General features: G+C 66.3%; 23 protein-coding genes, 2 tRNA genes and 1 pseudogene. 4 read left to right on the plus strand and 22 right to left on the minus strand.

What is annotated here, in order from left to right:
* Positions 1–135 precede the first annotated feature (135 nt).
* From V1318_RS04640 to V1318_RS04660, 5 genes are all read right to left on the minus strand, one after another.
* The gene (locus tag V1318_RS04640) at positions 136–927 is read right to left on the minus strand and encodes an SDR family oxidoreductase (RefSeq protein WP_332938102.1); all 792 of its coding nucleotides are present in this window, start codon (positions 925–927) and stop codon (positions 136–138) included.
* A gap of 51 nt (positions 928–978) precedes the next feature.
* A complete protein-coding gene (locus V1318_RS04645) occupies positions 979–1,827 on the minus strand; it encodes an SDR family oxidoreductase (RefSeq protein WP_332938104.1) in 849 nt (282 codons plus the stop codon).
* Between the two features lie 81 nt (positions 1,828–1,908).
* Positions 1,909–4,977: an efflux RND transporter permease subunit gene (locus tag V1318_RS04650; protein ID WP_332938106.1), complete on the minus strand. Its 3,069-nt coding sequence runs from the start codon at positions 4,975–4,977 to the stop codon at positions 1,909–1,911.
* Positions 4,974–6,083: an efflux RND transporter periplasmic adaptor subunit gene (locus V1318_RS04655; RefSeq protein ID WP_332938108.1), complete on the minus strand. Its 1,110-nt coding sequence runs from the start codon at positions 6,081–6,083 to the stop codon at positions 4,974–4,976. The genes V1318_RS04650 and V1318_RS04655 overlap by 4 nt, the downstream gene beginning before the upstream one ends.
* Positions 6,084–6,165: 82 nt before the next feature.
* Positions 6,166–6,783, minus strand: a complete 618-nt coding sequence (locus V1318_RS04660; protein ID WP_332938110.1) for a TetR/AcrR family transcriptional regulator — start codon at positions 6,781–6,783, stop codon at positions 6,166–6,168.
* Between the two features lie 294 nt (positions 6,784–7,077).
* On the opposite strand from V1318_RS04660, the gene V1318_RS04665 reads away from it, so the two are divergent.
* Complete coding sequence (locus V1318_RS04665; protein WP_332938111.1) at positions 7,078–7,683, plus strand: hypothetical protein; 606 nt, start codon at positions 7,078–7,080, stop codon at positions 7,681–7,683.
* A gap of 83 nt (positions 7,684–7,766) precedes the next feature.
* Here V1318_RS04665 and V1318_RS04670 read toward each other — a convergent pair whose 3' ends face one another.
* From V1318_RS04670 to V1318_RS04680, 3 genes are all read right to left on the minus strand, one after another.
* Positions 7,767–8,141 carry a hypothetical protein gene (locus V1318_RS04670; RefSeq protein WP_332938113.1) on the minus strand — a complete coding sequence of 125 codons (375 nt, stop codon included), beginning with the start codon at positions 8,139–8,141 and terminating at the stop codon, positions 7,767–7,769.
* A gap of 615 nt (positions 8,142–8,756) precedes the next feature.
* Positions 8,757–9,029 (minus strand): hypothetical protein, encoded by a 273-nt coding sequence (locus tag V1318_RS04675; RefSeq protein WP_332938115.1) that lies wholly within the window; start codon positions 9,027–9,029, stop codon positions 8,757–8,759.
* A gap of 383 nt (positions 9,030–9,412) precedes the next feature.
* Positions 9,413–10,318, minus strand: coding sequence for an alpha/beta hydrolase (locus tag V1318_RS04680; protein ID WP_332938118.1), 906 nt, complete (start codon positions 10,316–10,318; stop codon positions 9,413–9,415).
* Between the two features lie 276 nt (positions 10,319–10,594).
* Here V1318_RS04680 and V1318_RS04685 point away from each other — a divergent pair, with 276 nt between their 5' ends.
* Positions 10,595–11,473: an AbfB domain-containing protein gene (locus V1318_RS04685; RefSeq protein ID WP_332938120.1), complete on the plus strand. Its 879-nt coding sequence runs from the start codon at positions 10,595–10,597 to the stop codon at positions 11,471–11,473.
* Between the two features lie 320 nt (positions 11,474–11,793).
* On the opposite strand, the gene V1318_RS04690 is transcribed toward V1318_RS04685, so the two are convergent.
* The 11 genes and pseudogenes from V1318_RS04690 to murJ all read right to left on the minus strand — a co-directional run bounded on the left by V1318_RS04690 (position 11,794) and on the right by murJ (position 23,186).
* Positions 11,794–12,021, minus strand: coding sequence for a hypothetical protein (locus V1318_RS04690; RefSeq protein WP_332938124.1), 228 nt, complete (start codon positions 12,019–12,021; stop codon positions 11,794–11,796).
* Complete coding sequence (locus V1318_RS04695; protein WP_332938126.1) at positions 12,018–13,007, minus strand: hypothetical protein; 990 nt, start codon at positions 13,005–13,007, stop codon at positions 12,018–12,020. The genes V1318_RS04690 and V1318_RS04695 overlap by 4 nt, the downstream gene beginning before the upstream one ends.
* A gap of 32 nt (positions 13,008–13,039) precedes the next feature.
* Entirely contained in the window at positions 13,040–13,522 is a 483-nt protein-coding gene (locus tag V1318_RS04700) for a hypothetical protein (protein ID WP_332938129.1), read from the minus strand.
* 338 nt (positions 13,523–13,860) lie between these two features.
* Positions 13,861–13,935: transfer RNA gene (locus V1318_RS04705), tRNA-Thr, on the minus strand.
* A gap of 53 nt (positions 13,936–13,988) precedes the next feature.
* Positions 13,989–15,263 carry a VCBS repeat-containing protein gene (locus V1318_RS04710; protein WP_332938132.1) on the minus strand — a complete coding sequence of 425 codons (1,275 nt, stop codon included), beginning with the start codon at positions 15,261–15,263 and terminating at the stop codon, positions 13,989–13,991.
* 396 nt (positions 15,264–15,659) lie between these two features.
* Positions 15,660–15,735: transfer RNA gene (locus V1318_RS04715), tRNA-Thr, on the minus strand.
* Between the two features lie 129 nt (positions 15,736–15,864).
* On the minus strand, positions 15,865–16,815 hold the full coding sequence (ispH, locus tag V1318_RS04720; protein ID WP_332938134.1) for a 4-hydroxy-3-methylbut-2-enyl diphosphate reductase: 951 nt from the start codon (positions 16,813–16,815) through the stop codon (positions 15,865–15,867).
* Between the two features lie 20 nt (positions 16,816–16,835).
* A complete protein-coding gene (lspA, locus tag V1318_RS04725; RefSeq protein WP_332938136.1) occupies positions 16,836–17,339 on the minus strand; it encodes a signal peptidase II in 504 nt (167 codons plus the stop codon).
* Between the two features lie 118 nt (positions 17,340–17,457).
* The gene (gene ileS / locus V1318_RS04730) at positions 17,458–20,328 is read right to left on the minus strand and encodes an isoleucine--tRNA ligase (RefSeq protein ID WP_332938350.1); all 2,871 of its coding nucleotides are present in this window, start codon (positions 20,326–20,328) and stop codon (positions 17,458–17,460) included.
* A 200-nt stretch (positions 20,329–20,528) separates the two neighbouring features.
* Positions 20,529–21,458 (minus strand): annotated as a pseudogene (locus tag V1318_RS04735) (bifunctional riboflavin kinase/FAD synthetase); the annotation flags it as partial.
* Between the two features lie 96 nt (positions 21,459–21,554).
* Positions 21,555–23,186, minus strand: a complete 1,632-nt coding sequence (murJ, locus tag V1318_RS04740) for a murein biosynthesis integral membrane protein MurJ (protein WP_332938139.1) — start codon at positions 23,184–23,186, stop codon at positions 21,555–21,557.
* 149 nt (positions 23,187–23,335) lie between these two features.
* On the opposite strand from murJ, the gene rpsT reads away from it, so the two are divergent.
* Positions 23,336–23,605: a 30S ribosomal protein S20 gene (rpsT, locus tag V1318_RS04745; RefSeq protein ID WP_332938141.1), complete on the plus strand. Its 270-nt coding sequence runs from the start codon at positions 23,336–23,338 to the stop codon at positions 23,603–23,605.
* A gap of 304 nt (positions 23,606–23,909) precedes the next feature.
* Here rpsT and cgtA read toward each other — a convergent pair whose 3' ends face one another.
* The 3 genes from cgtA to rplU all read right to left on the minus strand — a co-directional run bounded on the left by cgtA (position 23,910) and on the right by rplU (position 25,758).
* Complete coding sequence (cgtA, locus tag V1318_RS04750) at positions 23,910–24,977, minus strand: Obg family GTPase CgtA (protein ID WP_332938143.1); 1,068 nt, start codon at positions 24,975–24,977, stop codon at positions 23,910–23,912.
* Between the two features lie 193 nt (positions 24,978–25,170).
* Entirely contained in the window at positions 25,171–25,425 is a 255-nt protein-coding gene (gene rpmA / locus V1318_RS04755; RefSeq protein ID WP_056175940.1) for a 50S ribosomal protein L27, read from the minus strand.
* Positions 25,426–25,437: 12 nt separating this feature from the next.
* Positions 25,438–25,758: a 50S ribosomal protein L21 gene (gene rplU, locus V1318_RS04760; protein ID WP_036113830.1), complete on the minus strand. Its 321-nt coding sequence runs from the start codon at positions 25,756–25,758 to the stop codon at positions 25,438–25,440.
* A 223-nt stretch (positions 25,759–25,981) separates the two neighbouring features.
* Here rplU and V1318_RS04765 point away from each other — a divergent pair, with 223 nt between their 5' ends.
* On the plus strand, positions 25,982–26,608 hold the full coding sequence (locus tag V1318_RS04765; protein ID WP_332938157.1) for a YidB family protein: 627 nt from the start codon (positions 25,982–25,984) through the stop codon (positions 26,606–26,608).
* The last annotated feature ends 338 nt before the right edge of the window (positions 26,609–26,946 follow it).

Below are 26,946 nucleotides of genomic sequence, written 5' to 3' on the forward strand. Positions count from 1 at the left end.
ATTTGGCCTTGGTCGCAACAAGCAGCTTATAGTGCCCGCCCCTGACCGGAGTCATACGGTTAGGAACGCCCCGTACGAGCGCTGGAAGCGAATTCCGGCTCAGACCGAGCGGCCGAAGTGAGCTTCTTATGAGAATCACCCGTTCCCAGCCATGATCCAGCGAAAAATTCGTTGATGCAGCCAGTTCGGTGTTGCCCAAACCAGTGCTACGGCCATCTTGTTGTTGAATCCTGCGGTCACGCTCATGCGGCCGGCATCCAAGGCCCGGATGCCGGCTTTCACCACGGGCTCCGGCTTCATCATCAGCCGACTCAACGCCCAAGTGATCTTCTGCTGCGCCGTTCGCGCAAACTCCGTATCTGACATCCCGGGAGACAGGGATGTCACCGTGACTCCATATTCGGCAAATTCGCGATGCAGGGCGTCACCGAGTCGAAGCACATAGGCCTTGGATGCGGAGTAGACCGCCATATCCTGCACGCCGAAATTGGCCAGGATGCTGGCCACCAACAGGATCTGGCCGCGTCCGCGCTGGCGCATGTCATCTCCGAAAAGCCGGGTGAGTGCCGTCAGCGCGGCAATGTCGACTTGCACCATCGACAGGGCGGAGGCGAGCGGAGCATCCAGGAAAGGCCCCTGCAGGCCATGGCCCGCATTGTTGATCAGCACGTCGACGATCACGCCTTGGGCGTGCAGGCGCGCATGCAGTTGCTCGATGGCGTCGATGTCCGCCAAGTCGACGCGTTCGACCAGCACCTTGATGCCATACTCGGCACGCAGGGCATCGGCCAAGGACTGCAAGCGATCCAGGCGACGGGCGACGAGTACGAGTGCCCGGCCACGGGCGGCATATTGGCGGGCGAACTCTTCGCCGAAGCCGCTAGACGCGCCGGTGATCAGCACCCAAGTTGTGGAGGTGGTGGACATGGGACTTTCCTGGTCACACGAACCAAAAAGAGGATGGGCGCAAAGGAGCATTCACAATGCGGCGCCTATTGCTGCTGCCAATGTCGAGGTCGGCCTTCCGATCAGCTCGCTCAGTTGCTTGCCGTCATCGAACAGCGCGCCCTTGGACACTGCGGCATCGGAATCTGCCAGCAGTTCGGCCAGGGATTGCGGCAGGCCCGCGTCGAGCAGAGCTTTCTTGTACTCCGCCTCTGGCAGGTTGACGTAACCGATGCTTTTCCCGCTCTGACGCGATATTTCGGCGGAAAATTCGTTTAGGGTGTACGCCGTGTCGCCTGCGAGTTCGTAAACCTTGCCTGCCTGATTGCCGCTGGTCAGTACGACGGCGGCGGCTTCGGCGTAATCGGCACGGACAGCGGAAGAGATACGCCCCTCACCCGCGCAACCGTAAACCGCACCCAAAGATAGCGCATTGGGAATTCCCATCGCGTAGTTTTCGGTGTACCAGCCGTTACGCAGGAGGACGAACGGCAAGCCGGAATCACGGAGAGCTGTCTCGGTTTCCCTGTGCTCGCCGGCGAGCCCGAGCGAGGATGTGTCCGCATGCAGCACACTCGTATAGGCCAGCAGCTTTACTCCCGCACGCTTGGCGGCGTCGATGACGACCCGATGCTGCTCGGTGCGCTGGCCGATTTCACTGGACGAGATCAGCAAAACCTTGTCCGCGCCTTGCAGAGCGGCATCCCAACTTGAAGGCTGGTTGTAGTCCGCTTGACGAACCTGGATGCCCAGCGCGGCGATGTCCTTGGCCTTTTCTACATTGCGCACGGCGGCGACGAGATCGGCTGCGGGAACCTTCTTCAATAGCGAGCCGATAACGAGGCGGCCCAGTTGTCCGGTAGCTCCGGTGACGACGATCATGGTTTTTCCTGCTGTTTCGCATAGTTAGTGGATAGAGCGCAAAGCCACTTCCCGTATGGGTGAATCTGGAGCCACAGTGGATCAGCCTTGCAAGGCAGTGGGCCTGATCCTGAACCAGATGGAGTACATGGCCGGCAGGAACACCAAGGTCAGGATCGTTCCCGCGAACGTGCCGCCGATCAGCGTGTAGGCGAGCGTTCCCCAGAACACCGAATGAGTCAGGGGAATGAAGGCCAGGATCGCCGCCAATGCGGTGAGGATCACCGGCCTGGCGCGTTGCACGGTCGCCTCCACCACGGCTCGGAAGGGATCCAGTCCGGCCTGCGCGTTTTCACGGATCTGCCCGATCAGAATCAGCGTGTTGCGCATCAGGATTCCCGACAGCGCAATCAGGCCGACCAGCGCATTGATGCCGAAGGGCTGCTGGAACAGGATCAGGGTCGGCACGACGCCGATCAGTCCCAACGGGCTGGTCAGGAAGACCATGACCATGGCGGAGATCGAACGCACCTGCAGGATGATGATGATCAGGGTGACGGCCAGCATGATCGGAAACAGCGGCAGCATGGCCTTGGTCGCCTTGCCCGACTCCTCGATGGAGCCGGCCTGCTCGATGCGGTAGCCGCTGGGCAGCCTGTCGATGATCGGCTGCAGCTGCCGCAGGATCGCAGCGGAGACGTCGGGCGGCTGCAAGTGGTCGGCGATGTCGCCGCGCACGGTGATGGTGGGCATGCGGTCGCGCCGGCGCATGATGGGTTCCTCCATGCGCATATCCACCCCGCCCACCTGCGACAGCGGGATGCGCTGCCCGTTGGCGCCGGCCAGCGTGAAATCCGCGACCCGGTCCGGATCGAGCCGGATGTCGCCGGATGAGCGCGCGACGACTTGCACGGTACGGATGTCCTCGCGCACCGCGGTGATCGGTATGCCGGTCAGCAGGAACTGCAACTGTTGCGCCACGGCGCTGGAGGTCAGCCCCACCGCCTGCAGCCGATCCTGCTGCAAGGCGAAGTGCAACACGGGCGTGCGCGTGCCCCAATCGGTGTTGACCGTGCGCATCATCGGGCTCGCTTCCATGACCTGCCGCACGTCGGCCGCGATCCCCCGCAGCTTGTCGGGATCCGGACCGACCACCCGGTAGGCGACCGGGAACGGCGAATAGGGGCCGAACACCAGCTGGGTGACGCGTACGCGCGCCTTGGGCACCAGGCCATCGGCGATCGCCCTGCGCAGCCGGTGCTTCAACGCTTCGCGCTCGTCCTGGTCTTCGGTGCGCACGACGATCTTGGCGAACGACGGATCGGGCAGCTCCGGCCCCATGGCCAGGTAGAAGCGCGGCGCGCCCTGCCCCACATAGGCAGTGACGATCCTGGCTTCCTTCTGCTTGGCCAGCCATACCTCCACCTTCGCGGTGGCGGCGCTGGTCTGGCCGATGGCGGTGCCGTAGGGCATCTGCACCTCCACGAGCACCTCGGGCCGATCGGAGATCGGGAAGAACTGCTTCTTGACGATGCCCATGCCGAGGATCGACAGGACGAATAGGCCTACCACCGAGCCGGCCACCAGCCACTTGCGTGCGATCACGCGTTCGAGCACGCGACGGAAACGGTTGTAGCGCGGCGTATCGTAGATGGCGTCGTGGCCGCCCTCGATCTTTTTGAGATCGGGCAGCAGCTTGACGCCCAGGTAAGGCGTGAACACCACCGCGACCACCCACGAGGCGATCAGCGCGGTGCCGACGATCCAGAACATGTTGCTGGTGTATTCGCCCGCGGTGGACCGGGCGAAGCCGTTGGGCATGAAACCCACCGCCGTCACCAGCGTGCCCGACAGCATGGGGGCGGCGGTGTGGCTCCAGGCATAGGCGGAGGCTTTGATGCGGCTATAACCCTCCTCCATCTTCACCACCATCATCTCGATGGCGATGATGGCGTCGTCCACCAGCAGGCCCAGCGCCAGGATCAGCGAACCCAAGGTGATGCGGTCGAAGTTCTTTCCGGTCGCCGCCATCACCACGAAGACCGCCGCCAACGTCAGCGGCACCGCCGCAGCGACCACCACGCCCACGCGCCAGCCCATGCTGATAAAGCTCACCAGCATGACCACCAGCAGCGCGACGAAGAACTTGACCATGAACTCGTCGACCGCCGAGCCGATATTGACGGCCTGGTCGGTGACCTTGGTCAGGCTCATGCCCAACGGCAGCCCATCGCCGATCGCATCGACCTCGTGATCCAGCGCTTTTCCCAGGTCGAGCCCGTTCCAGCCGTCGCGCATGACGACGCCCAGCAGCAAGGCGGGCTCGCCGCCGTTGCGGATCAAAAACGTCGCGGGGTCTTCATAGCCGCGGCGGACGGTGGCGATGTCCGACAGCTTCAGCGTGCGGCCCTGCGCCACCACGGGCGTGTCGCGAATCTTCTGCAGCCCGTCGAACGCGCCATCCAGGCGAACCAGCACCTGCGGCCCCTGGGTTTCCACCGACCCCGCCGGGGTCAGGGCATTCTGGCCGTTGAGCGCGGCGAACACGTCCTGCGGGTCGACACCCAGCGTCGCCAGGCGCTCGTGCGAGAACTCGACATAGATGCGTTCGGGCTGCTCGCCGATGATGTTGACCTTCTTCACACCCGGAACGTGCAGCAGCCGCTGGCGCAACGTCTCCGCTTCGCGCGCCAGCAGCCGCTGCGGTTCGCCTTTGGCCTTGAGCGCGAACAAGGCGAAGGTGACATCCGCGTACTCGTCGTTGACCATCGGCCCGATCACGCCGGCCGGGAGATTGTTCGCCTCGTCGCCGGCTTTCTTGCGGGCCTGGTAGAACTCCTCTTGCACGGCCGAAGGCGGTGTTTTGTCGAGCAGGGTCAAGGTGGTGAAAGCCAGGCCCGGCCGCGTATAGGTCTCGCTACGGTCGTACCAGCGCAACTCTTGCAGGCGCTTTTCGATCTTCTCGGCGACCTGGTCCTGCATTTCCTGCGCGGTGGCTCCGGGCCACGCGGTCACGATGGTCATCACCTTGACCGTGAAGGCGGGATCTTCGGCGCGGCCCAACTGGAAGAACGCGATGAGCCCGGCCAGCGAGATCAGGCAGATCAGGAACAGGGTGACGGCGCGCTCGCGCACGGCGAGCGCCGACAGATTGAAGCGGCTCGCGCTCACGGCCCGGCTCCCGCGGCCGCGGCGGCGGGCCGTCCGGCGATCCGGACCGGCTGGCCCTCACGCAGCAGATGGGCCCCCAGCGCGACGATGCGTTCGCCTTGCTTGAGCCGGCCGGCGACGCGCGCGCTTTCATCGCTCACGCGCAGGACCGTGACCGGTCGCCAGGCCACCTTGGCCGGGTTGCCGCTGACGACCCACACGCCCGGCCCCTTGCCCGCATCGAACAAGGCGCCGACCGGCACCTGCAGGCCGTCGTGTCCGCCGGAATGCCCATCCGCAATCTGGACGGTGACCGTGGCGCCCAACGGCGCGTTGGCCAGCTCCCCTTCGAGCACGTATCGCGCCTCGAAGGTGCGGGTCAGCGGGTCGGCGGCGTCCGACAGCTGCCGGAGTCGCGTCGGTACGGTGATGCCGTCCTTGCCGAAGAGCGCGGCCTGCCCGGCGGACCCGACCGCAGGGCGCAGGGTCTCCGGCAACTGGATGCGGGCCTCGCGGGGGCCGGCGTGCGCAACGCGCACCACGGCCTGCCCGGCGCCGACGACCTGCCCGGGTTCGGCCAGCGTTTCCATGACGACGCCGTCGCCGTCGGCCACCAGCTCCGCATAGCGGCTGGCGTTGCGAGCGACCTCGGCCTGGGCCTCGGCGGCGCGGAGCCGCGCCTTGGCCGCGTCCGCCGCGGCCTTGGCCTGCTCGTAGGCCGAGGCCGATACGGCACCGGTTCCCAGCAGGTTGCGGTAGCGGACTTCCTCTTGCGCCGTCTGCTGCGCCTGCGCCCGCGCGGCGGCCGCGGCTTGCTGCTGCGCATTCACCGCGAGCCTGAGATCGACCGGGTCGATGCGCATGAGCGGCTGACCGCGCCTGACCGTTTGCCCCGCATCCACAAGCCGTTCCAGCACCTTGCCGGAGACGCGGAAGCCCAGATCGCTCTGTACCCGGGCGGCTACGGTCCCGGTGAAGGACCGCGATGCGGCATCCGCCCCTTGAACGACGGCCACGCGCACCAGCGGTGCCCGGGTACGCGGATCGGACGCAGCGGTATCGCCGCAGGCGACAAGCACAAACGGCAATGCACAAAGGACCGCGGATAAAACGAGGCGCCGGAGCATGTGAGTCCCACAGACGAGCTGATCTGGGACCGGATCATGGTACTTGTGACTAATTTAGTCAATAGTCACTACGGCTCGTTCATCAGGGAGACAGGCTGCGCAGGATGAGGCCAGACAGCCGGGCCGGCGCTTCGTCGGTGTAGTCCAGGCTGTGCTGCAGCAGCAGCGGGTTCAGATAGGGCCGCATGACCAGATAGATCGCCGCCGTGGCTTCATCCAGCGGGGTCTTGCGTTCGAAGTCGCCGTTCTGCCGGCCTTCCTGGACGATGTCCTGAAGCAATGCCTGGATGCTCGCTTCATAGGCGGAAGCCGCCTGCCAACGTTCGCTGGCCGCCGAGGCCGCGATTTCGTAGAGCTTGCGATCCTGGAAGAGCAGACGCAGGCTGGCCTCGACGATCGCCTTGAACATCCGCCGCAGCTTCTCCGGCGGCCGGTCGGCTTCTTCGATGGCAGCCCTCACCTCGGCCTCGATCTGGCGCAGGCAGTTGGCGCAGATCATCTCGCCGATCGCCTGCTTGGACTCGAAGAACTTGTAGATATAGGCCTTGGAGAAGCCCACCGCCCTCGCCAGGTCGGAAACGGTCGTCTTCTCGTAGCCGTACCGGCTGAAATGCTCGGTCGCTGCCGCGACGATCTGATCCCGCACGTCGTGGTCGGCCGGGCCGCGCGCCGAAACTGAATAAGGGGCTGATGTGTTCATGTCCTAAGCCTACCGCTTGGCCTGTGAACAGACAACAAGTGACCAATACGTAATATCGTCACACCATGCGGCAGCTCGATGCCGAACAGCATGCAGAGCCACAGAGCCGCAGCGGATGTCTCCGATCGATTGTGCTGACCGGACTCGATACGCATAAAGTCAGCGAAAATCGAATCCTGCCTTAGCAAGCCCGAGCCATTCAGGTGCGGTACGCCGGAGAACCTAGTGCGAATCGCCGTACCTCTCCTCCTCGTTCTTGGGCTAGTCGCTGGCGCCTCGGATGACGAAACATACGTGTTCGTCGGGAAAGCCCTGACCGTCTCCCACGACAAACTCGAGTTTGATCGCAACGAAGTGTTTAACTCGATCGGGTTCGTGGCGGATCCGGCGGTACTCGCCAAGCTCGACGAACTGAAAGCGGGCGACGAAGTACGCGCCGTCTTCGGGAGCACGCCCAACCCTGACGGGCGCGGGCGCATCAACAAGCTACTCTCGATCCGCCGCTGCGAGAAGATCGACGCGCAGTGTGCCGCCGAACTCAAGGCTCAGGACGCGATGTTTGCAGAAGAAGCAAAAGTTCGCGCGCTCTTCGAGGCCAAAACGGCGCAATGCAAACTTAAGATGGAGCAAACCCTGCTCAAGGACGCTCGGTACATACCAGGGACCACAAGGATTCCAGAAATTCAGGCGCAAGCGAATTTTCGCTGGTTCGATAGGCTGACAGGCAAGCGCAAGAAATGCGCGGCCGCCGTCGTGGCCGACCACCGGAAGGCAGTTCATAAAGCCTGCGAGCTTCACCATTGCGGCGATCAGATTTGGGGCGGCTGTTGGCACATCGTCGGGCCTTCAGTTTCAGACGCCCTCATTGAGCGGGCCTATGCTGTTTGCAAAGACCAGTGAGGGCTTTGGCCTGTCCATACCATGCCGGCACTCACCCGGCGTTGGCGCAGACGGGCGCTGACTTGACTACACTCGCCACGAGTTCAGTTGAACACGCTGTAAGTTTTGTGCGACCAAGCACTGCAAGCAGCCTCGGTAATCGCAGGGCCCCAGCCTTGTCCGTCTGCGGAATGCAGATCAGCAGCCACCGCAACGACCCGAGCCGGCTCCAAACCGGCCAGCTCCGCCGCCCTCCTCAGTTGGGCGTTGACCTGTTCGGGCGTCCAAGCGGCATGCATCTGGGTAGCCGTCACCTCCCTGGCCGCGCATAGCAACTCGTTCAGACCGGACACGGCGTCCAACGGCGGCGGCAACGCGTCGCCCAATCCCGTGATCACCAGTGCAGCGCTCTGCGCGTCCCAGTCAACCACCGACTCTGCTGTGGCGGCCCTCTCCAAATGCCGGCAGAAGGCCTCCACATCGGGATGCGACAGGTCGCGCGCGCGGCAGAAATGTCGTACGCATTGCGCGGCGACCCAGGAGGCTGCGCGTATGGAGGACGGAGACTGACCGACAAGTTTGTGCCTCTAGGGACCGACCGGTCTGGCTCGCATAATTCCACAGCGCGACCGTACTCAGCTGATCACTTGAAAAGGTGGATGTCCCGGCCTTCGTCGGCAGCGGTCACCAATCAAGTGACCTGCCCCCCTATCAACCCCCATCTCTAGCGCTGGAATTCGAGGAATGTGGCAATGACCGCAAACCGACAACTGCCGCCTTCCACGCACCAACAGCCAAAAAATCAGCAGAATCAGAAGAGGAATTGCCGGCCAATCGTAGACTCCATTTCCGACCGCAACACTATAGATGGCCAACATCAGAATAAGGCTTGCAACAAGCACTACCATGAGAGCAGAGATACGTATCGAGACCAGTACGAATCGACGGTAAATGTGCATTGGGAGCCTGCTGATTTCCCGGCAAACAGATGGAGCAAAACATAATAACGGGAGCACCGCCCCTCAATAGCCGTCCTCTGGGCCGGCGTTTTTACACCGACCACACCAAAAAATCAGAAGCCGCAGAAATTCTAACTATCGACCTGCGGCAAAGGCGACTATCGCCATGCCAATGAGTTGACTTGTCACCACCAAGGCTACTGGCCGTTGACGAATAAGCGCCGCCGCTATCCCTCCCGAGATCAGCGCCGCCAAGAAAGCCAAGCCGACTATTATAAGAATTAGCTCCAGATCAAGCTTTCCAACGGCCCTCATCGCCAGATTGTAAAATGATAAAGTCAGCCAGGTTATTCCAGCAGCACTTATCATGCGAGAAATATAACCTTTAGTACTTGCCTGCTGGTCCATGCAACATCTCCCTTCGAAAGTTGAACCAATTGCTCCTACCTTCGCTTATAGCATTGTCAATGCATCACATTCGGAAGATCATATAGCTTGCGCATCTGAGAATACTTTAGATAAACGTAACTAAGATACCTAAGCGCTTCCGAATACGAGATGTTTCGCCGTCTGAATTTCATATCCTCATAGTCTTTGAGCAACTTGGCATCAAGCAACGCGCACTCCAAATGGTCTCTTGCGGGGCGCTTTGCGCAACAGGGGTCAGAGAACTAATTTCTACAAACGCAGCACGGTGATCGGCGAAAGAGGTGACACCCCTTCCGTTGAAGGCCGCCACCTGCCAGAAAGGCACCCCGGCCCCTGTTTCGCTCCCGAGGTGAAACCAGGACTCAGGGCCCCACTCTGCCGCCGTTCTCGTCCAGAAACCCGTCGATCATCGGCACAAGCCAATCGACGCGCGCCGTTACCTGCATGTGATCGGTCCCTGGAAGCACGGCGAGCTGCGCCTTCTGCAGAAGCCGGAACGTGTCCACGGCGTGTTCGGGCCGTATCACGTCGGCGTCGCCGACCACTACCAGCATGGGCACAGCGATGCCGCGAATCGCCTCGGTCGGGATGTCCTTGAAGTCACGCATCCGCTGGGCGGCCTTGTCGTGGAACAGGCGCAGATTTTCCGGGTGCGGCGCTACTTTCAGGTACTCCTCCTGCAATTCCTTCGGCATGTTTTCCAACTTGGCATTGTCCATGGCCTGCCATAGCCACGGATACGCGCCATCGCGCGTCAGCAGCGCCGACGCGAGTACGAGCTTGCGCACGACCTCCGGGTGCCTGATCGCCACTTGCACCGCGATAGTGCCGCCGTTGCTGAAACCAAAGAGATCCGCCTTTTCGATCTTCAGGTAGTTCAACAAAGCCGCGGTGTCGTCGGCCGACTGCTCGAAGCTGAAGGCTCGCTCGACGATGTCGGCCGTGTGCCCATAGCCCTGCTGCTCGAATGCGATGACCTGACGGTGGCGGGAGAGCTTCGGCAGTATCTGGCCGAAGCTGGTGCCGATGGTGTCGCCACCGCCGTGCAGCAGCACCAGCGGCGGTTGCGCGGGGTTCGCGACGCCGTGGATCTCGAAGTAGATCCTGAGGCCGTTGACTGGGGCGTAGCCGGTTTGCACGGCCTGTCTGCTCTGGGTCATTGCGGGGTTCTCGTCATTGTGTGTCGCCGCCGGCGCGGCGGTGCTCAAGGTCAAGATGGCGGCTGTTGCGGTGAACTGAAGCATTTGCCTGATGACGCCCTTGCTCATTGCCCTTGCCCTCTACTGAGGGAGCGACGCCCCGGCCGACTTTGACCGGTTAGCTGCCGTCCCTCCAACAAGGACGAATGAGCGACTCAGGAATCGACAAGCTCCGCTGAGGAGTCGAGCGATAGGTCGACAGACGCTGGGACACTGCGCTCCGCGATCATGACTCCGGATAGAACAGCCGCCCCCAATCTCCAACACGCGAGAGACTGCACCGCCTTGGCCGATGCCCCGAAGTCGCTGCGTTGGCCCTAAGTGCCGCAACTACAGGAGGTAGTCATGGCACACATCCACCCCACCGTTGGCTTCGGTCACGAAGGCCGCCCCGCCGATACAAGACCCTTCCACCGCAGACTCGGCGCTTACCTGGCCACGCTCTTTCTCGCGCCCTTACTGCTGCTGGGCGCTACCCCCGCTGTCGCATACGGCGATGAGGCGCCGTCCAACGTCGTCGCGTTCGCTAATTCGCCCCGATGGGCCACGATTTCGTGGGCGCATTCAGGGAACGATATCTATTGGTTCGTGCTGGAGCAGGAATCGCCCTATCAATTCCGTCAGGTGGACGCAGATAAACGCGCCTGGACCGTGCCGGAATTGCAACCGGCCACGACCTATCGCTTCCGTGTTTGTGCGGTGTACGCCTACAACCGCGCTTGTTCGGACTACGCCGCCGTTACCACGCATGCCCCACAAGCGCCGCCCCCGGGGCGCTTCGTGGCACCGGCCGGCAGCACGGCCTTCCAGTCTCAGAACTATCCGGACCGCTTCATCCGCCACCGCAACTGGTTGGGCGAGCTGACGCCCGTGGCCAGCGACTTGGACCGCGCCGACGCGACGTTCTTCATCCGTCGCCCGGGCTTGAGCGGCACGGCGGGGTCGGTCAGCCTGGAGTCGGTGAACTATCCCGGCCACTACCTGCGCCATCAGGGGTATCGGGTGAAGCTGGCCAAGAACGACAACAGCGAGTTGTTCCGCCAGGACGCGTCGTTCGTGATGCGCGAGTACGACAGCGTCGAGAGGGGTTGGTGGTACTTCGAATCGGTCAACTACCCGAACCACTACATCCGCCATCGCAATTTCGAGATGTGGCTGGACCGGACCGACCGCAGCGATCTGTTCTTGCGCGATTCGATGTACAAGCAAAGGGCGGCGCCGTAAGCACGGGCCGCCACGTGCGCAGGCCGCGTTAAACCTGCACAGACGGCGGCAGCGCGGGGCTGCTGCCGTCTGGATGCTGCAGTGGGCCTTCGGCAGAGCCCGCGCCCTTACCCCTCGATGCGATACGAGTAAAACCCCAACCCGATCGATATGTACGACGCGCCCGAACCGGTTGGCCGAAGACCGGGACACCCACTATCTGACTCACCTCGCCGCCTTTTAGATAGAGCAGGTGTCCCTGCGACGTTTCGGAACTCCCACCCGCCAACTGCCTTAATCATGCACTCGCCTCCCAGCGGTACATGCAGGGCGAGATAGACCTATTGCTTGCCTACCATCGGTTCGGCGGCCGCCAAGAAATCTTGGAGCGCCGCCGGATCGGCGGTCTGCCCATCCGCCGTCTCACCGGCATAGGCGTGCAGGAAGTCCGAAATGGCGGTATCGCCGTGGGCCAGATACGCCGACGCGAAGCGTTCCATGATGCGGTAGGCATCGCGTAGGGACACGACGTGGTCGAAGGCGGGATCAGTCAGTGCAGACGAGATCATGGGGTGGCCCTTGGAAGTGGCTGAAGACGAACCGACGGCTTCTTGAGCCCATCGCCCGCTTCCGTCTGCCCAGGCTCGCACACATGTCTGGCCACATCGCGCAGCGCAGCCAGGGCATGGCGCATCGCCGCGGCGGTCTGATCGTCCGGCTTGGGCCTGACGTACGACAGGCGGATCTTGACCAGGCGGTCGGCGGTTTCGCCCAGCCACAGGAGGGAGCCGATGTCGTCGCCGTCTTCGGTCCACAGGTAATGCGCGAGCTTTCCTTCGCTGGGCCGGCCCGGGAAAGGCAGTGGCACGGGGCCGCGCTTGGTGGATTCGGTGCCAGGGTGGATGGCCGCGATTTGGGACTCGGCGGCGAGGAATTCCTGTTCGAGGCTGTCGGCCTGGGCCTTGTCCAACAGGTAGACCGTCACCGCCGTGCGATATGCGGGCGCGTTGTAGCCGAACACCTTGCCCGCGCGCTGCCGGCGCATCGCGTCGTGGACTTCTGGCGGGTAGGTCTGGGCCTGCAGGTCGCCGATGCGCGCGGGGAAACATGCGCTGGGCGCGGGCTCCGCTGCGGCCGCAGCCGCCTGTGCCACGCCGGCCAGGGCCCAGAGGGCGATCGCCCCACTCCACTGCTTCATCGTGCCCCCTGCCCGATCGCGGCGTGGACGCCGCACCGGCCTACTCTGCCACCCACTCCCGATGCTCGGGAAGCATGGCTGCTCGGCCCAGGCGTCCAGGCTGGCGTAGACCGCCATGCTGGGCCATGGCAGCCGTTCCGGCGCGCCGGCCCAGGTGAGGTGGACCTGGGCGACGCGGCCCGATCCGTCCCGCAGGGCGAACAGGGCGTCGTCGCCGTTTCCGCGCGCGATCAGCCGAACCGGCAGGCCGTACAAGATGTGCCCGGGCGCCAGTTCGCGCCGCAGCTGCTGGTGGAAACCGTTGCGGTAAGCGTCGTCGCGGTGTTCCGTCGACCACCAGGGTTCCAGCCAAATCATGGGCTCAGCCTTCCTTTGCGTATCGGCCAACCTCAGCCCCTGCTGCAGGGCACCTGCACTTCGGTGCGCTGGTCCGCCGCGACCGCGGGCACGGTGAGCATGCTCTGCCCGTCGAACTGGAGGATGCGCTGGGTCTCCGTGTTCTTGCGCGCCCTCATGGCGTCCAGCGTCGCCTGCCCGTGGGCGACCGAGAACGCGGGATGGTCGGAGGACAGGAACTTCGATGTGTTGAACCGGACTTCGATCAGGTCGCCCTGCAGCGACCAGGTGCCGGTGTTGCGGGTTTCGGTGCGGATCTGCAGGCCTTCGCGGGTGTAGGTGACGAAGCTGTGTTCGGTGAAGTAGCCGTCGTCGGAATAGACGCGGCGGTCGATGGTCGACGCCGAGAGGTCGGGGCCGGGCGTTTCGTAGGGGCCGCAGGTCCAGGCGCCGACGAGGTCGGGGGCCTGGGGAGCGGCTAACGCTGCGAGAGGGAGCGTCAGCCCCAGCGTGAACGACAGGAATCGAAAACGCATGAGAGCTCCTGGATGGATTGGGTGATGCGTTTTGGGAGTGTAGCGACAGGGTGGTGCGATGGGCGGCGGCGCGGGGGCGTGAAGGTTCCGAGGCGGGTCTAAGGCGCGGCTTTGGCTTGGCAGTAGGTGGGGCAAGAGCAAATCCTCCCCAGCCCTCCTTTTTCAAAGGAGGGGGCTTGAAGCGCGAAGCGAGCGATCGGTGTTTTTGCGGCCGTTGGGGTTCGTGGTCGCGGCTTGCGCCGCTCCTACCCGGGGACCGGGAGCATTCGTTGGTGAGTGCGGCCGGTGCGGCGGCAAGCCAGAAAAGACAAAGCCCCGCGTCGCGGGGCTTCGAGGCGTGGTGCCGGATTAGGAATCGGACCTTCGACCTGCGCATTACGAATGCGCTGCTCCACCAATTGAGCTATTCCGGCGCTGGTGGAAGGCGTCCGCGACTCGCTCGGTCATGGCCCGGCAAGAGGAGGCGTCAGTGCTGCGCGCCTTGCCGGGTCGCGATGCGGAGCGGCGTCGGCGGCTTCGCCTTACCCACTTGGCCCCTGACGGACGCAGGCGCCTGCAAAGACGCAGCGCCGGCCGATGCGCCGGTGCCCGCCGCCAGCAGCTCGGCCGGCAAGCGCCCGCCGGTCGTCATCGGCGGCTTGCACTGGGCCCGGTACAGGATCAGTTGGGTGCCGCTCGTGGCGGCCAAGTCGGCGCAGCCGTCGCCGGTAAAGTCGCCGGCGGCCAGGCCGCGCGGGCTGATGCTGTCCATCATGCGCGGCAACGGGAACTGGATCTCGGTGTCGAAACCGCCTTCGGGCAATTGCCGCGAATAACCGATCCAGGCATTCATGTTGGTCGGGCAGCGTACGGTGACCAGGTCCTGGCGGCCGTCGCGGTCGAGGTCGGCGCCGATCATGCCCGAGCCCACTTCGTACACGCCCCAGCGCAGCGGCTCCAGCAATTGGCCGTGGGACTGGCGATACAGCTGATGCCTGGCCAGCGGAATGTAGCGCTCCGTCTGGCGCGCGGCCAGCATCAGGTCCTGGTCGCCGTCGGCATCGAAATCCGCTACCGCCAGCGCAGTGAAGTACGCCGAAGGGTACGGCCCGAAGCTGTACGACCAACGTTCAAACGTACCGCTGACGGTCTGTACGAACACCACGCCCTGGTTGTGCCCGTCGTAGAAGGCCAGGTCGGTGCGGCCGTCGCCGTTGAGGTCGCCGGGCGCCATGTGCGCGTTGAGGTTGGTCAGGCCCACCGGCGAGGTGGAGAAGGTATAGCTATGGGTCAGATTGCCCTGGCCGTCGCCCAGGAACATGCGCACGCGGAAGCCATCGAAGGCGGCGATGTCGGCGTGGCCGTCGCCGTTCACGTCCAGTGCGGACACGGTGAAGATTTCACTGGACAACCCAGGCACGGCGCGGCCGCTGAGCTGACCGGTAGCGGCGCCTTCGTAGATGTAGATGCCGCCGCCGTAGGCCAGCACGATGTCGCGCAAGCCGTCCTGATTCAGATCGACCAGGGCGATGCCCTTGCTGGGCAGGTGCATGATGAAACCGGGGAACCCGGCCTGCAGCGGCGCGGCCAGACTGCCATCGGTTTGCTGCACGAACACCGACACCTTGAAGTCGCCCGCGGTGGAAGCGCCCGAACCCGCGGCGTTCTGATGGGTGGACACGACGATGTCGTTGCGGCCGTCGCCGGTGACGTCGCCGATGGCCACGGCGTCCACGGGGCTGCCGAGTTGCAACGGCGTCATCGGGCTCAGCAACGCTGAGGCATCGGACGCCGCCAACGCCGGTTGGCGCTCGGCCAAAGGCGGACGCGGCGCGCGCGCCTGGGGCGCGGCGCTCGGCGCTCCCGGCGTTTGCAGCGGCCGGTCGCGGCGCGGCGCGGGCCGCTGCGTATCGGATGGCGGCGCCACCCACTGCCAGCCCGCCACGGCGCCCAGTCCGCATGCCAGGACCGTCGCGATCAAGCGCATTCCCATGATTGTTTCCCCTGCTCCTTTTCCCCTGCGCGATTCTAGGGCGGACGCGGGGCAAACGGGCCATCGCGCAAGCCCGAATGGGCACCGTTCTGCCGCATGCCGGCGCGCCTGCGTTTTGCGCCGCGCAAAAAACAAAAGGCCCGCGCGAGCGGGCCTTTGAAATATTGGTGCCGGAAATAGGAATCGAACCTACGACCTACGCATTACGAATGCGCCGCTCTACCAACTGAGCTATTCCGGCGGTGTTACGGGTCCCGGCCTTGCGGCGTGGGCGTCCGCGGGCAGGCCGCGGGGTGTGAATTGTAGGGTTGGGCGCCGGGGCGGGTCAATTCGAGCAAGGCCTTGGGGGCGCCCTGCCCGGCCGCGTGCCTTAGCCGACCAGCCGCAGGCGCAGTTCCTTGGGCAGGGCGAAGACCATGTCCTCGGGCTCGCCGTCGAGTTCGTTCACGCGTTCGGCACCCAATTCGCGCAGGCGCTCGATCACGCCGCGCACCAGCACTTCGGGGGCGGAGGCGCCGGCGGTGATGCCGATGCGCTTGCGGCCCTGCACCCATTCGGGGTCGATCTCGACGGCGCCGTCGATCAGGTAGGCCTCGACGCCTTCGCGCTCGGACAGCTCGCGCAGGCGGTTGGAGTTGGAGCTGTTGGGCGAGCCGACCACCAGCACCAGGTCGCACTGGGCGGCCAGTTCGCGCACGGCGTCCTGGCGGTTCTGGGTGGCGTAGCAGATGTCGTCGTGGCGCGGGCCCTGGATGGCCGGGAACTTGGCGCGCATGGCTTCGATCACGCTGCGGGTGTCGTCCACCGACAGCGTGGTCTGGGTGGTGTAGGCCAGGTTTTCGGGCTGGTCCACCACCAGGGCGGCGACGTCGTCGGTGTCTTCGACCAGGTAGATGCGGCCGGAGCCGGCTTCGCGCCGCCACTGGCCCATGGTGCCTTCGACCTCGGGGTGGCCCTCGTGGCCGATCAGGATCACGTCGCGGCCGGCGCGGCAGTGGCGCGAGACTTCCAGGTGCACCTTGGTGACCAGTGGGCAGGTCGCGTCGAACACCTTCAGGCCGCGGCGCTCGGCCTCCTCGCGCACGGCCTTGGACACGCCGTGGGCGCTGAAGATGACGGTGGCGCCGTCGGGCACTTCGTCCAGTTCTTCGACGAACACCGCGCCGCGGTGCTTGAGGTCGTCGACCACGAAGCGGTTGTGCACGACTTCGTGGCGCACGTAGATGGGCGCGCCCAGGGTCTCGATCGCGCGCTTGACGATCTCGATCGCGCGGTCGACGCCGGCGCAGAAACCGCGGGGATTGGCGAGCAGGACGTCCATGGGGCGATTGTACTCCTGCCCTAGGCCTGGGGCTTGGCCGCAGGGGTCGCGAACAGGCCGACCAGGGCGATGCCGATGGCGCCGGCGACGATGGCCGAATCGGCCAGGTTGAAGGCCGGCCAGTAGTGCTCGCGCCAATGCCATTGGATGAAATCGACCACGTGGCCGTGCAGCAGGCGGTCGATGACGTTGCCCAGGGCGCCGCCGATCACCAGCGCGTAGGGCAGCGCGGTTTTCCAGTCGCCGCGCGCGGTGCGCCGCAGCCAGCTGGCCAGCAGGCCGCTGATGGCCACCGCCAGCACCACGAAGAAGTACTTCTGCCAGCCGCCGGCGTCGCTGAGGAAGCTGAAGGCGGCGCCGGTGTTGTAGGTGCGATACCAGTTCCAGAACCCGTCGATCACCGGGATGGCGGTGTACTCGGGCAGCGAGGCCAGCACCCAGGCCTTGCTGATCTGGTCGAGCACGATCACCGCGACCGAGACGATCAGCCATGGCAGGGCGTTGTTGTTATGCGTCTGCGACATCAGTGTTGCGCTCCTGGTTCCGGCCGGGGGCCGGAAGCCGGGTGGGTGGCCCGCGTGCGGGCCCGGGAAATCGGCCGCCGGCCCGCGCCCAGGCGCGGACCGGCGGAGGGACGGCGGCTCAGAACCAGCGACGGTCCTCGCCGGCGCCGGCGACGTTGCTGACGCAGCGGCCGCACAGCTCCGGGTGGTCGGCGTCGGCACCGACGTCGGCGCGGTAATGCCAGCAGCGCACGCACTTGCTCTTGGCGGTGGGCGCGGCGGTCACGGCGATGTCCTTGATGGCGTCGTCGGCGACGATTTCGACGTCGCCGCTGATGAACAGGAAACGCAGTTCGTCGGCGAACGGCGCCAGCCAGTTCTGGTCGGCCACGCCGCAGCGCAGGGCGATCTCGGCCTCGAGGGCGGCGCCGATCTTGCCTTCGGCGCGCATCGGTTCCAGGGTCTTGCTGACGTCGTCGCGCAGGGCCAGCAGGCGCACGAAGTCCTCGGCCGAGAGCGCGGCGTCTTCCGGCAGCAGGGCCAGGCCGTCGTACCAAGTGGTGAACAGCACGTTGCCTTCGCGCGCGCCGTGCTCGGTGGTGGCCGGCAGGTGGCGCCACATTTCGTCGGCGGTGAAGGCCAGGATCGGCGCGATCCAGCGCACGAAGGCCTCGGCGATGCGGTACATCGCGCTCTGCGCCGAACGGCGGCCGCGCGAGTCCTCCTGCATGGTGTACAGGCGGTCCTTGGTGACGTCCAGGTACAGCGAGCCCAGGTCGACGCTGCAGAAGTTGGACAGCGCCTGCACGATCTCGGCGAAGTCGTAGCGCTCGTAGGCGGCGGCGATGCGGTCCTGCAGTTCGGCGGCGCGGTGCACGATCCAGCGGTCCAGCGCGACCATGTCGGCGGGCGCGACCAGGTCGCGGGCCGGGTCGAAGCCGCTGAGGTTGCCCAGCAGGAAGCGCGCGGTGTTGCGGATGCGGCGGTAGACGTCGGCGTTCTGCTTGAGGATCTTGTCGGAGACCGTCATCTCGTTGCGGAACTCGGTCGAGGCCACCCACAGGCGCAGCACGTCGGCGCCCAGGGTGTCGGTGACCTTGTCCGGCGCCAGCGCGTTGAACATCGACTTGGACATCTTCTTGCCGTGCTCGTCCACGGTGAAGCCGTGGGTCAGCACTTGCCGGTACGGCGCCACGCCGTCCATGGCCACGCCGCTGAGCAGCGCGCTGTGGAACCAGCCGCGGTGCTGGTCGGAGCCTTCCAGGTAGAGGTCGGCGGGCTTGTGCAGGCCGTCCTGCGGGCGCTGGGCCAGCACGCATTCGTGGCTGGTGCCGGAGTCGAACCAGACGTCGAGGATGTCGTTGACCTTCTCGTAGTCGCCGGCTTCGTCGCCCAGCAGCTGTTCGGCGGTCATCGCGTACCAGGCGTCGGTGCCTTCGCGTTCCACCGCGTCGGCGACCTGACGCATGATCTCGCCGGTGCGCGGATGCGGCAGGCCGGTCTCGCGATGGAAGAACAGCGCGATCGGCACGCCCCAGTAGCGCTGGCGCGAGATCGTCCAGTCCGGGCGGCCTTCGATCATGTTGTAGATGCGCGCCTCGCCCCAGCCCGGCACCCAGGACACGCCCGGGATGGCGGCCAGCGCGTCGCGGCGCAGGCCGGCCTGCTCCATCGAGATGAACCACTGCGGGGTGGCGCGGAACACCACCGGCGTCTTGTGGCGCCAGCAGTGCGGGTAGCTGTGCTTGATGCGGCCGGCGGCGAGCAAGGCGCCGCGCGCGCGCAGCACCTCGACGATCAGCGGATCGATCTTGAAGATGTGCTGGCCGGCCAGCGCGTGGCCGTCGGCCGGCGGCGTGGACGGCAGGTACAGGCCGCGCGCGTCGACCGGGTTGATCTGGGCGGCGCTGTAGCGCTCGATCAGGCCGTACTTCAGGCCGACCGCGTAGTCCTCCTGGCCGTGGCCGGGAGCGGTGTGGACGGCGCCGGTGCCGGCGTCGACGGTGACGTGGTCGCCCAGCAGCACCGGGATTTCGCGGTCGTAGAACGGGTGCTGCAGGCGCAGGCCTTCGAAGGCGACGCCCGGCTGCGGGCCCCACTCGGCCGCCTGCACGCTGGCGCCCTGCTTCAGCGCCTCGCGGCTGGCCAGGGTGGACAGGAAACCGGCGGTGAGGTCGTGCGCGACCAGCAGGTATTCGGGGCGCTGGCCGTCCTCGCGGAACAGGCCTTCGCTGCCCGGCTCCAGCTTGACCAGCATGTACTCCACGTCCGGCCCCAACGTCACCGCCAGGCTGGCCGGCAGGGTCCACGGCGTGGTGGTCCAGATCGGCACCGACAGCGGCGCGCCGTCGTCGGCGATGCCGAAGGCGTCGAACACGCGCTTGCGGTCCAGCACCGGATAGCGCACGTAGATTTCGGTGGATTCCTTGTCCTGGTATTCGATCTCGGCCTCGGCCAGGGCCGAGCCGCAGTCGAAGCACCAGTGCACCGGCTTGGAGCCGCGCACCAGGTGGCCGCGATCGACGATCTTGGCCAGCGAACGCATGATGTCCGCCTCGTAGCGGAAATCCATGGTGCGGTAGGGGTTGTCCCAATCGCCGGTCACGCCCAGGCGCTTGAAGCCGCGGCGCTGGATGTCGATCTGGCTGGTCGCGTACTCGCGGCACTTGGCGCGGAATTCGGCGGCGTCGAGCACGCGCCCGTCGACCGTGCTGCCGACCTTGCCGAACTCCTTCTCGACCTTGTGCTCGATCGGCAGGCCGTGGCAGTCCCAGCCCGGCACGTAGGGCGCGTCGAAGCCGGCCAGCAGCTTGGACTTGACCACGATGTCCTTGAGCACCTTGTTGACCGCGTGGCCGACGTGGATCTCGCCGTTGGCGTAGGGCGGGCCGTCGTGCAGCACGAAGCTGCGCTCGCGGCCGCCGGTCTTCTCGCGAATGCGCTGGTACAGGCCTTCGCTTTCCCAGCGCGCCAGGGTTTCCGGCTCGCGCTTGGGCAGGTCGCCGCGCATCGGGAAATCGGTCGCCGGCAGCAGCAGGCTGGCCTTGTAGGCGTTGCCGGGGGCGGGTTGGCTGGGGTCGTTGGTCACAGCGGGTCTCAGGCAGTTTTCTCGGCCGCGTCGGCGGCCCGAGCTGGCGACGTAGACGCACGTCGAGGGTCGTGTTGCGGAAGATCGGTGGGCGGCGCCGCCTGCAGCGAACGGCGCTGCGCGTCCAGCCGCAGGTGCTCGCGCGCCTGGGCGGCGTCGCGGTGCATCTGCTGGGTGAGCGAGGCCAGGTCGGGGAACTTGAGCTCGGCGCGCAGGTGGGCGACGAACTCGACCTCGATGCGGCGGCCGTACAGGTCGCCGTCGAAGTCGAACAGATGCGCTTCGAGCAAGGGCTCGACGCCGTCGACGGTGGGCCGCGTGCCCAGGCTGGACACCGAGGCGTGCGGGCGGTCGCCGAGGCCGTGCACCCAGGTCGCGTAGATGCCCGACAGCGCCGGGGTCTTGCCGCCGAAACGCAGGTTGGCGGTGGGAAAGCCGAGGGTGCGGCCGAGCTGCCGGCCGCGCACCACCCGCCCGCCGATCGCGTAGGGGCGGCCGAGCAAGGCGGCCGCGGCGGCGAAGTCGCCGGCCAGCAGGGCGGTGCGGATGCGGGTGCTGGAGACGCGCTCGCCGTCGTGGTGCACGGGATCGATCTCGTGCGCCTCGAAGCCGTGGTCCTGGCCGAGCCGGCGCAGCAGTTGGATATCGCCGCCGCGGGCCTTGCCGAAACGGAACTCCGGGCCGACCCAGACCTCGCGCGCGCTCAGGCGCTCGACCAGCACCCGGCGCACGAAGTCCTGCGCGTCCAGGCCGCTGAGGCGGGCGTTGAAACGCAGCAGGCCGACCTGATCGGCGCCCAGCGCCAGCAGGCCCTCGGCCTTGGCGCGCGGCAGCAGCAGGCGCGGCGGCGGCGCCGACGGGGCGAAGAATTCGCGCGGCAGCGGTTCGAAGCTCAAGGCCACCGCCGCCAGGCCCAGCGCATGCGCACGCGCGACCGTGTGGCGCACCAGCGCGCGATGCCCGAGGTGCAGGCCATCGAAGGCGCCGATGCAGACCACACTGCCGTGCGGGCAACGGGGCCCGCCCTCGACGTCACGAAACAGCCTGCTCATTGGATTGCGTGGGGGACCGGCTCGCTGGGAGCGTTCAAAAGGATGAATCAGGAAGTATAGCCGCCGCGGGCGACTCTCAAGCCGCCCGCGGTGGACTCAGTGCCCGCGCAGGTCGCGCGGGCGGATGCCCTGCAGCCACAGCATCGCGGCATAGGCGGCGCCGCCGGCGCCGACCACCACCGCGAGTTTCCAGCCGCGCTCCCACCAGGGCCAGGCGGTCCAGCCCTGCCACAGCCACAGCAGGGCCAGCACCACCGCGCTCATCGCCAGCGCGGCCACGCCGATCTGGCGCAGGAAACGGCCCCAGCCGGGTTGGCGCGCGTAGACCCGCGCGTGGCGCAGGTACCAGGCCAGCTGCAGCGCGTTGACCCAGCCGGCGATGGCGATCGCCAGCGCCAGGCAGGCGTGCGCGCCGGGCAGATAGCCCAGGGCTTCGCGCAGGCGGCCGCCGCTGCGCGCCAGCGCGGCCTGGCCGGCGTCGGTGAAGTACAGCGCGGCCAGCAGCAGGGTCAGCGTCGCCAGCAGGTTCACGATCACCGACACCACCGCCGACTTCACCGGGGTCTTGGTGTCCTGGCGCGAATAGAACGCCGGCGCCAGCACCTTCACCAGCAAGAAGGCCGGCACCGCGGTCGATTGCGCCATCAGGCTCAGGCGGATCATCGCAGTGTCGCTGGCGCTGAGGCGGCCGTACTGGAACAGGGTCGCGATCAGGGCCTCGGCGCACAGCACCAGGCCCAGGCAGGCCGGGATGCCGATCAGCAGGCACAGCCGGAAACCCCAGTCCAGGCCCTTGGAAAAACCCTGCGGATCGGTGGCGGCGTGGCGCTTGGACAAGTGCGGCAGGATCACCGTGCCGATGGCGACGCCGAACATGCCCAGCGGGAATTCCAGCAGGCGGTCGGTGAGGTAGAGCCAGGTCACGCTGCCGGCGATCAGGAACGAGGCCAGCGCGGTGTTCAGCAGCAGGTTGAGCTGGGCCACCGAGGAGCCGAACAGGGTCGGCACCATCAGCCGCATGATCTTGCGCACGCCCGCATGCGCCCCGCCCCAGCGCGGGCGCGGCAGCAGGCCCAGCTTGGCCAGCGCCGGCAGCTGGAACAGCAACTGCAGGATGCCGGCCACGAACACGCCCCAGGCCAGCGCCAGCACCGGCTCCAGGCCCAGCGGCTGCATCAGCGGCGCGGCGCAGGCCGCGGCCGCGATCATCGACAGGTTCAGCAGCACCGGCGACAGCGCCGGGATCGCGAAACGCTCGTAGCTGTTGAGCACCCCGCCGACCAGCGAGGCCAGCGAAATGAACAAGGCGTAGGGGAAGGTGATCTGCAGCATCCGGGTCGCCAGCCGGTACTGCTCGCTGCCCGGCTCGAAGCCCGGCGCGAACAGCTGCATCACCCAGGGCGCGGCCAGCACCACCACCGCGGTCAGCACCAGCAGGGCGGCGGCCAGGGTGCCGGTGACCCGGTCGACCAGGTCCTTGACCGCGGCGTGGTCCCGGTTTTCCTTGTACTCGGCCAGGACCGGCACGAAGGCCATCGAGAACGAGCCCTCGGCCGAGAGCCGGCGCAGGAAGTTGGGAATGCGGAAGGCGATGAAGAAGGCGTCCATGGCCGGGCTGGCGCCGAACTGCCAGGCGTAGACCTGGTCGCGGACCAGGCCGGAGACCCGCGAAATCAGGGTCATGGCGCTGAAAACCACCGAGGAGCGCAGCAAACCGCCCCGGCTCATCGCCCGCCCCCGGCCGTTCCCGGCGCGGCGGCGGCCCAGTTGACGCAAGTCACTGAATCGGCCATACTTTTGGGTCTGATTTTCCGCAATTGCATTTTTGCACCCAGTTCCATCCAGCTTTCAACCAAATTTTTTCCAGGAAACCACCCGTGGCAAACATCAAGTCCGCCAAGAAGCGCGCCAAGCAGACGGTCGTGCGCAATGCCCGTAACGCCAGCCAGCGTTCGATGCTGCGTACCGCCGTGAAGAAGGTGCTGAAGGCCCTCGGCGAGAACGACGCCGCTGGTGCCAAGACCGCGTTCGACGTCGCCCAGCCGATCCTCGACCGTTTCAGCTCCCGTGGTCTGATCCACAAGAACAAGGCCGCGCGCCACAAGAGCCGCCTGTCGGCCCGCATCAAGGCGCTGTCCGCCGCCTGATGTCGACGCGGCTGCGGCCTGCGCCGCAGCAGCATGCGAAAACCCGGCTTCGGCCGGGTTTTTGCTTTTGAGGCCCGCGCGAAAAACGCCGCACGCGCCGACCCGGTCGACGGCGATCGCGGCGGACGCCGCATAGCGTGAGGGATCCGGCATGCGGCGCATCGTCGGCGCCACCGGTGAAGCGAGTAAGAAGTCACGCGCGCCCTCGCCTTGCGTGGCGACGGCGCGGCCCGCACTGCGCGCGACGACGGTCGGCGCGCGACGGGCGCCGGAACGGATCGGAATTGAACGCCGAGCCCGCGGCTCAGGGCGCATGGTCGCCGGCGGCGTTCGCGGCTTCCAGCGCCTCTTCGCGCTGACGGTCGAAGAAGGCCATCACCTCGAGCATGATCGGCCAGGTGCCGTCGCGGCCGATCGCCGAGACCAGGAACCAGCGGTCCTTCCAGCCCAGCTCGTCGATGACGGCCTGGGCCGCGGCCTGCTGCTCTTCTTCCAGCAGCAGGTCGGCCTTGTTGAGCACCAGCCAGCGCGGCTTGGCCAGCAGTTCGGGATCGTGCTTGGCCAGCTCGCGCTCGATCGCGCGCACCTGCTCGGCCGGGCTCACGCCCTCCACGCCGCCTTCCATCGGCGCGATGTCGACCAGGTGCAGCAGCAGGCGGGTGCGCTGCAGATGGCGCAGGAACTGCGCACCCAGGCCGGCGCCGTCGGCGGCGCCTTCGATCAGGCCCGGAATGTCGGCGATCACGAAGCTGCGGTGCGCCTCGACGCTGACCACGCCCAGGTTCGGATACAGGGTGGTGAAGGGATAGTCGGCGACCTTGGGGGTGGCCGCCGAGACCGCGCGGATCAGGGTGCTCTTGCCGGCGTTCGGGAAACCCAGCAGGCCGACGTCGGCCAGCAGCTTGAGCTCGAGCTTGAGCTCGCGCTGCTCGCCCGGCAGGCCCGGCAGCGCCTTGCGCGGCGTGCGGTTGGTCGAGCTCTTGAAATGCATGTTGCCCAGGCCGCCCTTGCCGCCGCGCGCGACCAGCAGACGGTCGCCGTTGCTGGTGAGGTCGCCGATGACTTCGTCGGTTTCGACGTTGGTGACCACGGTGCCGACCGGGACGACGATGACCAGGTCGTCGCCGCCCTTGCCGTAGGCCTGGCGGCCCATGCCGTTCTCGCCGCGCTGGGCGCGGAACTGCTTCTGGTGGCGGAAATCGACCAGGGTGTTGACGTTCTCGTCGGCGACCAGCCAGACGCTGCCGCCGGCACCGCCGTCGCCGCCGTCCGGCCCGCCCAGCGGGATGAACTTCTCGCGACGGAAGCCGATGCAGCCGTTGCCGCCGTTACCGGCGATGACTTGGATTTCTGCTTCGTCGACGAGTTTCATAGGAGCACGGGAATCGAGAATGGGGAATGGAGAATCGGCAAAGCGTTACAGCAAGATCTTAGCGCTACGAAGCTTCGAAGCCGGAAATGGAGAGCGGGGGCTTTGACGATTCCCTATTCCCCATTCCCGATTCCCGGCTTAGAAACGAAAAGCCCCGCCGAAGCGGGGCCCTTCGCGTACCGCGCGTCGCGCTTCAGGCGACGACGCTGACGGTGCGGCGCTTCTTCGGACCCTTGGTCGAGAACTCGACCTTACCGTCGACCAGCGCGAACAGGGTGTGGTCGCGGCCGAGACCGACGCCGGCGCCCGGGTGGAACTGGGTGCCGCGCTGACGCACGATGATGTTGCCGGCCTCGATGGCCTGGCCGCCGTAGATCTTCACGCCCAGGTACTTCGGGTTGGAGTCGCGGCCGTTGCGGGTAGAACCTACGCCCTTTTTATGTGCCATGGCTGCTGCTCCTTACTTGTTGTCACCACCGGCGATGCCGGTGATTTCGATTTCGGTGTAGTGCTGACGGTGGCCCATCTGCTTGCGATGGTGCTTACGACGGCGGAACTTGACGATGCGCACTTTGTCGGCGCGGCCGTGGCCGACGACCTTGGCGGTGACGCTGGCGCCCTTGAGCGCGTCGCCGAGTTTCACGCCTTCGCCATCGCCCAGCATCAGGACGGTGTCAAACTTGATCTCGCTGCCGGCTTCGACATCGAGCAGCTCGACGCGGAGCGTCTCGCCTTGCATCACGCGGTATTGCTTACCGCCGGTGACCAGTACTGCGTACATGACCGGTATTCCTCTGTAGTTATTTTGGTCGCTGCCGCACCCAATAGCGGGCGGACAGAAGCGGAATTGTAGGTGCTTCAGCGGCTTAGGGCAACTATCCCGGTCCGCCGGGACCGCGCCCCGCCCGCCCCCGGGGCCGCTGGCGCGGCCTTAACGCGTCTCATGTTGTATTGAGTGGGCTGCGAAGGACCCCGTGGCCGCCCCTCACCCCCGGGACCGCCGTATGTTCGAACATCTGCTGGACCAGGTCGGCAGCCGCCATGGCCTCAGCCCGGACCAGGCCCGGCGCCTGCTGGCGGCCTGGCTGGACCGCATCTTCGACCCCGCCCGCGGCGGCACGGCCGGCTTCGTCGAGGCCTTCCGGGCCCAGGGCCTGGAGGAGCTGGCGGCGTCCTGGATCGCCCCGGGCCCGAATCGGCCGCTGACCGCCGACCAGTTGGAGCGGGTATTCGGCGAGGCCGAGATCGCCGCCCTCGCCCAGGCCCTGGACCTGCCCGCGGCGGCTGTGGCCAGCGCCTCGGCCGCGATCCTGCCCGAGGCGGTCGACACCCTGGGCGAGGACGGGCGTTGGCACGGCGGCGGCCTGGCCGTGCATGCGCCTGGACCGGATCCGCAGCAACCTGCGCCGGCCGGCGCGGAACCGCCGGCCGAACCGCCCGCGTACGAACCGATCGGCCTGCATCCGATCCGCGACGCCGCGCCGGGCCCGCTCTCCAGCGAACCGGCGCCGCTGTATCGCGCGAACGACGCGCCGCCATCGAGCTCGCCGTCTTCGTTCCTGCGCCGCGTGTGGCCGTGGCTGGCCTTGTCCCTGCTGCTGATCGCGCTGGTCTTGCTGTTGCGCGCTTGAGTGCGGGTTCGCCGCGTGGCGACGCGGCGTGCGCCGCAATTGCACAGCGACGCAGTTCACACTATCGACATGGCATTGGCGCGCGCCGACGAACGCGACTTGCGCGTGCAACGCGCCCGTTCGCGTTTGTGAAGAACGGCGCTTTTCTCAGCGAATTCAGCATTGCATCCGATTTGACGCAGCGCCGACGCATGCGCGTTACATGCGGCGTTACATGGATGCGCATCGCCGATGCCTGCTTTAGTCGTAGAGCGCGCCACTTGCGCACATCGCAAGGCTTGAATTAGCTTGCGATGGACGCGCCTGCAGGGGGTCGCGTCGGGATCGAATCAGCACGG

Source organism: Lysobacter sp. CCNWLW3 (assembly GCF_036697405.1).
Classification (GTDB): domain Bacteria; phylum Pseudomonadota; class Gammaproteobacteria; order Xanthomonadales; family Xanthomonadaceae; genus Lysobacter.